7 protein-coding genes and 2 pseudogenes are annotated in these 7,038 nt (G+C 46.1%); 4 read left to right on the forward strand and 5 right to left on the reverse strand.

The features are described 5' to 3' along the window. Positions 1-88: 88 nt before the first annotated feature. On the reverse strand, positions 89-502 hold the full coding sequence (locus ACEW9J_RS13815; protein ID WP_373545697.1) for a universal stress protein: 414 nt from the start codon (positions 500-502) through the stop codon (positions 89-91). 231 nt (positions 503-733) lie between these two features. Here ACEW9J_RS13815 and pgk point away from each other — a divergent pair, with 231 nt between their 5' ends. The 4 genes and pseudogenes from pgk to ACEW9J_RS13835 all read left to right on the forward strand — a co-directional run. Next, positions 734-1,936, forward strand: a complete 1,203-nt coding sequence (gene pgk / locus ACEW9J_RS13820; RefSeq protein ID WP_373545698.1) for a phosphoglycerate kinase — start codon at positions 734-736, stop codon at positions 1,934-1,936. Positions 1,937-2,167: 231 nt separating this feature from the next. Continuing rightward, positions 2,168-2,605: pseudogene (locus tag ACEW9J_RS13825) on the forward strand (3' terminal RNA ribose 2'-O-methyltransferase Hen1); the annotation flags it as partial. A gap of 186 nt (positions 2,606-2,791) precedes the next feature. Continuing rightward, positions 2,792-3,157, forward strand: coding sequence for a DUF1778 domain-containing protein (locus ACEW9J_RS13830; RefSeq protein ID WP_373545699.1), 366 nt, complete (start codon positions 2,792-2,794; stop codon positions 3,155-3,157). Between the two features lie 68 nt (positions 3,158-3,225). Beyond that, positions 3,226-3,560, forward strand: a pseudogene (locus ACEW9J_RS13835) (hypothetical protein); the annotation flags it as partial. Positions 3,561-3,640: 80 nt separating this feature from the next. Here the strand turns inward: ACEW9J_RS13835 and prfB are convergent. The 4 genes from prfB to ACEW9J_RS13855 all read right to left on the reverse strand — a co-directional run bounded on the left by prfB (position 3,641) and on the right by ACEW9J_RS13855 (position 6,659). Then, a protein-coding gene (gene prfB, locus ACEW9J_RS13840) for a peptide chain release factor 2 (RefSeq protein ID WP_373545700.1) occupies positions 3,641-4,760 on the reverse strand; the annotation gives its coding sequence in 2 pieces (ribosomal slippage) (positions 3,641-4,684 and positions 4,686-4,760; 1,119 coding nt in all). A gap of 206 nt (positions 4,761-4,966) precedes the next feature. Next, complete coding sequence (locus tag ACEW9J_RS13845) at positions 4,967-5,263, reverse strand: DUF3181 family protein (RefSeq protein WP_373545701.1); 297 nt, start codon at positions 5,261-5,263, stop codon at positions 4,967-4,969. Beyond that, a complete protein-coding gene (locus ACEW9J_RS13850) occupies positions 5,256-5,507 on the reverse strand; it encodes a 2TM domain-containing protein (protein WP_373545702.1) in 252 nt (83 codons plus the stop codon). The genes ACEW9J_RS13845 and ACEW9J_RS13850 overlap by 8 nt, the downstream gene beginning before the upstream one ends. A 93-nt stretch (positions 5,508-5,600) precedes the next feature. After that, positions 5,601-6,659 (reverse strand): 30S ribosomal protein S1, encoded by a 1,059-nt coding sequence (locus ACEW9J_RS13855; RefSeq protein ID WP_373545703.1) that lies wholly within the window; start codon positions 6,657-6,659, stop codon positions 5,601-5,603. Between the last annotated feature and the right edge of the window lie 379 nt (positions 6,660-7,038).

A 7,038-nucleotide genomic window follows, 5' to 3' on the forward strand; every position in this document is an offset into this window, starting at 1 on the left:
TATCAATTATCAATTATCAATTATCAATTATCAATTATCAATTATCAATTATCAATTATCAATTATCAATTATCAATTATCATTTAATTTAAGGAACGATTAAAACCGGACAAGGGGCAAGATCGATGACGCGGCTAGCGACACTTTTGGACGGGTGATCCAAGTCTAAACCATTACCTCGACTCCCCATCACGATCAGATCGACATTGAGTTCATCGGCGACATCGCAGATCGTAAAAGCAGGTTTCCCTTCCCGTTGCAAGATTTCGGTTTTGATGCCGCGCTGGGCGAAGAGATCTTGAGCCGAATGCAGCAGCTTATCGATCGCATCTGGAGACTGCATCACGGGATCTTCGAGTACCTCTGCATCGAGATCTGGTGTCTCGACTACAGACAATAAGATGAGCTGACTCTGATACTTTTGCACCAGATCGATCGCCACGGCAACAGCTTCTTGAGCTTCACGACTACGATCTAGGGGAAATAGGATTTTGTTAAACATATACTGAGGCTAAATAATCGTGTCTTTTATCCTCTGACCATCTTATTTTGGATCTCCAGCTTCAACTCGATCGAGATTGGTAACAATTCTACACGGCTTTTCCGGTAGAATTGAGAACGGCAGAGCTAAATGTTGTCTTTAATACAGTCCAAATAAGTATTAATAACTAACTTTCTCAGCTTTTTATATCAAACCAAATTTAACCGCCATATAATCTCAGGAGTTTAGCCAGTGTCTAAGAAATCTATTTCCAGTTTATCCGCTGCCGATCTCACGGGCAAGCGTGTTCTCGTCCGTGCCGATTTTAATGTACCTGTAGATGATGCTGGAAATATCACCGATGATACCCGAATTCGTGCTGCACTCCCCACCATCAAAGACCTCACTGGTAAAGGTGCCAAAGTCATCCTCTGTAGCCACTTTGGTCGTCCTAAAGGCGTAGATGAGAAATTGCGTCTGACTCCAGTTGCCCAGCGGTTGTCGGAGCTACTAGGGCAAACTGTGGTCAAATGCGATGACTGCATCGGCGATGAAGTAGCCAGCAAAATCGCAGCAATGGCAAATGGACAAGTTGCGCTGCTCGAAAACGTCCGTTTCTATCCAGAAGAAGAGCAAAACGATCCCGAATTTGCCAAGAAATTAGCGGCTAACGCTGACTTGTATGTCAACGATGCTTTCGGTACCGCACACCGCGCACACGCTTCGACAGAAGGCGTAACAAAATATCTGAGTCCTTCAGTTGCTGGGTACCTCATCGAGAAAGAATTGAAATATCTCCAAAACGCGATTGAAAAACCTCAAAAACCGTTAGCGGCGATCGTTGGTGGTTCCAAAGTATCGAGTAAAATCGGTGTAATCGAAACCCTGCTCGATAAATGTGACAAATTATTCCTCGGTGGTGGGATGATTTTTACCTTCTACAAAGCACGGGGTTTGAATGTTGGTAAATCATTGGTTGAAGAAGATAAATTAGAACTAGCCCGCGCCCTCGAAGCCAAAGCGAGAGAAAAAGGTGTCCAACTTTTATTACCTACTGACGTAGTAGTTGCTGACAGCTTCTCTCCCGATGCAAATTCCCAAATCGTCGATATTAATAATATCCCCGATGGTTGGATGGGCTTAGATATCGGCCCCGATTCACTCAAAGTTTTCCAAGCAGCTTTGGCTGATTGTAAGACTGTGATTTGGAATGGCCCGATGGGTGTATTTGAATTTGATAAATTCGCTGCAGGTACAGAAGGAATCGCTCATACTTTAGCAGAAATCTCGAAAACTGGCGCAATCACGATCATCGGTGGTGGTGACTCAGTTGCCGCAGTCGAAAAAGTTGGTTTAGCCGACCAAATGAGCCATATTTCGACAGGTGGTGGTGCTTCTTTAGAATTACTAGAAGGGAAGGTTTTACCTGGGATTGCTGCTCTAGATGATGCGTAGTTTTCAACTATTTAGGTAATATAAGGACAGATTTTAATTAAATCTTGGGGATCGATAGATAGCGATCCTAAATAATCGGTTTAACCCCTAGAGGGCGGGCATGAAGCGGCGTTTTTATTCGGGGGTTCCCCCCGAATAAAAAAACGACAAGACAGCACCGCCCCTACAGGTCAACATTAATTTAAATAGGATTGCTATTCGATCGAAAGATTCAGTCTCGAAAAATTTAAAATGCTGCTAACGATTACGACTAATCATTCACCTGCGACGGATTTAGGATATCTATTGGGTAAACATCCCGATCGATTTCAAACCTTCGATCTATCTTTTGGAAAGGCACAGGTATTTTATCCAGAAGCAACGGCAGCATGTTGTGCGGTGACGCTATTATTAGAAGCCTATCCAGTTAGTTTGGTGCGGGGTAAAGGTACTAGTTTAGACCAATATGTGAACGATCGTCCTTATGTTGCTTCGTCATTTTTGAGTGTAGCGATCGCCAAAGTATTTCGCTCGGCTTTGTCAGGGCAATGTAACGATCGTCCAGATTTAGTAGCGTTAAAAATTCCGCTTTCTGCCCAGCTTTCGGTACTGCCGTGTCGTGGTGGTGAAGGATTTTTGCAGCGTTTATTTGAACCGTTGGTATATACTGTCAGTGCAACCGGACAATTATAGGTACTTCAAAACTCGTAGTAGAATTGGCTCAAAGCTAATTCCAGAGAGCGTTTGCAGGTTTCAACGCTCGTGATTATGGTAGATTCAACCAGATAAAACCTGTCGATCTAGCTCTCTTGATATGTACGGCAAAAAGACGTACTATAAAAGAAAGGAAGTCTCGCCAAACGCAGGATCTAACTCATGTCCCGACCAGAATCAGCTGCCGCGCATCAGGCGGAAAAAACTAGTAAGTCAGAGCGGTTGGAAGCACGTCTGAGCCGCGAACAGAAAGAATTATTGCAATGGGCGGCAGATTTAGAAGGCAGAAGCTTGACCGATTTTGTGGTCAGCCACGCTCAAAATGCTGCCATACATACCATCTCAGAGCATACTGTCATCAAACTCAATCGCGCCGATAGCATTGCTTTTGTTGAATCTCTGCAATCTCCGCCAGAACTGGGTGAGGATGCGCCATTAGCACGGGCGATCTCGCGCTACAAGCAAAGTCAGCAGCAATTCCAAATTCAGAACGAGTCTAGGTCATTTCAGCTAATTGACAACCCTTGAAGGCGTTTGATTTGTACAAGAGAATGAGGGTTTCAGCCCACACAATTTTTGAATTTGGAATTGCTGGTCTCGACTGTGAATTGATGCCCCTGTCAAAGCCCAACAGCTTCTAAAGCAGCAATATGCTCCTGTGGGATGTGCTGCCAAGGTCGGCTTGGACGATGCCATTTCCCTCTTAGAACGCGCCCAATCGCGGGGAATAGATGTACCTCTGGCAGATTATCAGGCGCGATCGCAACTCATCTACCAGTACACCGCAGCTTACCGCCATTACTGCTGGAAAGTCGAATCGATCATTGAATCACTCGATCGATTTGTCGCCAAAGAACCGCTCCGCCGCGTTCATGAATGTACCTTCGGCATACTCGCACTGGAGAGCGAACCGAGCGATCCTAGACTTTAAACAGTTGACAGTTGACAGTTTACAGCGAGGTTTCTAGGATGGGGTTTAAATCCCCTGCGGGACAACCCAATTATCAATTATCAACTATCAACTATCATCTGATTTTCCTGACGTAAATAAGCTTCGATAAACTCATCGATTTCACCATTCATCACATCGATAACAGCAGTCGTCTCGACATTTGTACGGAGATCTTTCACCATTTGATAGGGATGAAAAACATAGTTGCGGATTTGTTGTCCCCAAGCTGCATCGACGATATCACCGCGAATTTCGGCAATTTCTTTGGTCTTTTGCTCCTGCGCGATTATTAATAATTTTGCTTTGAGAATCACCAGAGCCTTCTCTTTATTCTGGAGCTGGCTGCGTTCTTGGGTACACCGGACAGCTACCCCTGTCGGCTTGTGCAAAATCCGCACGGCTGTTTCTACCTTGTTGACATTTTGCCCGCCTTTACCGCCCGCACGAGTGGTAGTGATTTCCAAATCGGTATCGGGGATGTCGAGTTTTACGGTGTTGTCGATTAACGGCATCACTTCTACACCAGCAAAACTAGTTTGCCGTTTGTCGTTAGCATTGAAGGGCGAAATTCTCACCAGGCGATGGGTGCCTTTTTCACTTCTGAGATAACCGTAGGCATATTTCCCTTCGATTTCAAGAGTGACAGATTTTAGTCCGGCTTCTTCTCCTTCGGAGATTTCGGCAAGTTGGACTTTATATTTACGATCTTCCGCCCAACGGGTATACATCCGCAAGAGCATCTCAGCCCAATCCTGGGCATCTGTGCCCCCAGCACCTGCGTTAATCGTAAGAACTGCTCCCTTCGCATCATATGTACCTGATAATAACTGTTCTAATTCCCAGCGATCGAGTTCTAATCCGACCTGGGAGAGGTTTTGCTTGGCTTCTTGACCTAAAGCCTCATCTGGTTCCATTTCCATCAATTCTAGAGCGGTTTGGGCATCGGCTACACCGCTTTGCCACTGGCGAAACTGCTCTAAGTGAGATTTGTAGTCATTGAGTTCCTGCATCGTAGCTTGCGCCACATTTTGGTCGCCCCAAAACTCCGGCTGGGCGGCTACTTGTTCTAAATCTTGGATTTTTGCTGTCAGTGCAGGAACGTCAAAGATATTGCTGGGTTTTCCCCAGTCGATCGATCAGGATGTTAATATCGCGTTTGATGTCTACGAGGTCGATCATTCTTGAGGGGGTAGAGGGTAGAGGGTAGAGGGTAGGGGGTAGGCTTTAGGCTTTAGGCTTTAGGCTTTGGGTCTTAGGAAATTGTATGTGTGTTAGCGTCAGCGTCAGCGTAACGCACCAGCTTTGGAAGGTGGGCACTGCCGAGCAGTTAGCCCACTACATAAGTTATGAACAATTCCGATCTGATAAAATTTATCCATCCTAATCTAGAGATTTCGGGCGTAGTCTTGGAGGATGTCCATCAGTCTGGCTTGGGACGTGACGGGGATGAGATTGAGGAGGGACGTTTTTAGTCTACCGCCACCGAGATCGATCGAGATATTCGTCAGAATTTCGGTCAGCTTATCACCAGTCAAACCGCCAGTCAGTAATGGATATACTTGCTCGGCAACGAGCGTGTGCAGTTTGGCATCTTGGAGATAAAGATGCCACTTAGCGACATCAATGTAGACTTTATCACCGATTTCTGCTGCTAGTTCTTCGATTTGTTGATTGTTAGCCATTAGAATTTGGGGAGTAATCGGCAATTTTGAAGATATACAAAGCATGTCCCAACAAAATTGATGCCCAGATACTTGTTACCCAGACAGCCCAGCTCCAGTTTGCTCTTTGAAAGATATCAAAAAACCATAGTCCAGAGTTTGAGGCTGAAAATAGGGCAACATGAAAAGCAAAGGTCATCCGGTCGTCTAGTCTACGATATACGGGGTCGTTTCGATCGGGTTCGCGGGGCCAACGTGGAGGCATGGGATGTAGAGTAGAGGGTAGAGGGTAGGGGGTTAATAAAAAGAGGGACTAGCCCTCTATTTACTATTCTAATCACTAGGGATCGAAGTTGGTTTAGGCTTCGGCAGGTACTTCTTCGGTAACTGCTGGAGCTTCTGCTACTACGGGTTCTGGTGGGATTTCGGCTTCTTCCATCGCTGATGGAATTTCTTCTTCGATTAGATCGAGAGGCTCTTCGGCTGCACTAGGGAGTTCGATCGATTCTAATGGTTGTCCAGAAGCTTTGGCTAGTAACATCTCACGATATTTGGCTGCCATTTCATCGGCCATTTCATAGACTCGATCGCGATTTTTGATCATGTCGCCTGGTTCTGGCTCCAATTGTTTGGTAGAAAGCGAGATCCGTCCGCGCTCGGCATCGAGATCGATGATCATCACTTTGACTTCATCATTGACATTGAACACGCTGTGTGGCGTGTCGATGTGGTCGTGAGAAATCTCGGAAATGTGCAGCAGTCCGCTGACACCACCGATGTCGATGAAGGCACCATAAGGCTTGATCCCACGTACCGAACCGATCACGACTTCGCCGACTTCGAGACGATTCATCTTCCGTTCGACTAGGGCGCGACGGTGGCTGAGTACCAGACGGTTGCGATCTTCGTCTACTTCGAGGAACTTGAGGGGGAGTTCTTCGTTGACTAATTCTTCTTTGGCTTTGCGGGTGCTGATGTGCGAACCAGGAATAAAGCCGCGTAAGCCTTCGATGCGGACTAGGGCACCACCACGGTTGGTCGCAAATACTTGAGAGCGCACGGTCGCATCTTCGGCTTGGAGCTGGCGTACCCGCTCCCATGCCCGCATGTACTCGATCCGGCGGATGGAGAGGGTAAGTTGCCCGTCTTCGTTCTCATCGGTGAGGATGAAAAATTCGCGAGTCTCATTAGACTGTAATACTTCTTCAGGTTGATCGACACGGTTGATCGACATCTCCTGAATCGGAATATAGGCAGCAGTTTTTGCGCCAATGTCAATCAGAGCACCCCGTGGTTCCAGACTGAATACGGTACCAGCGACGACATCTCCAGGGCTAAAGTGGTAATCGTATTTGTCTAGTAATGCTGCGAAATCGTCGAGAGTGAAGCCGATATCTACTGTTTTCTGACTGGCCATGCAATATTATAGTTTATGCTAGTTGTGTTATTTTCCGTATTAATCCGCCTCCTATCGATGTACACGCACGTTGACTAAATTAAATCAGTTAATACTGTGTCGCCTACACCTACATATCTCGTTCGCGTAGCGTCCGCAGTGCGGAATCGGTCTCGGGTGAGAACGTCGAAGAGTTGATATTGAGAGTCCAAACATCGTATTCTAGCACACGATCGACTTAGATTTCATCACATTCAACCTCTGTCTTGATTCGCTCTCTTGAAAAAATGCTTCACTTTTCGCAAACCGTCAGGGAACAAAGGCGTGCGCGAATCGCTACCCTCTAGTTAAGTGAATAAATATTTCCATCTACTAATAAACAGGTAATTCCTTTCAATCG

This window comes from Chamaesiphon sp., from assembly GCF_041737865.1.
Lineage (GTDB): Bacteria > Cyanobacteriota > Cyanobacteriia > Cyanobacteriales > Chamaesiphonaceae > Chamaesiphon.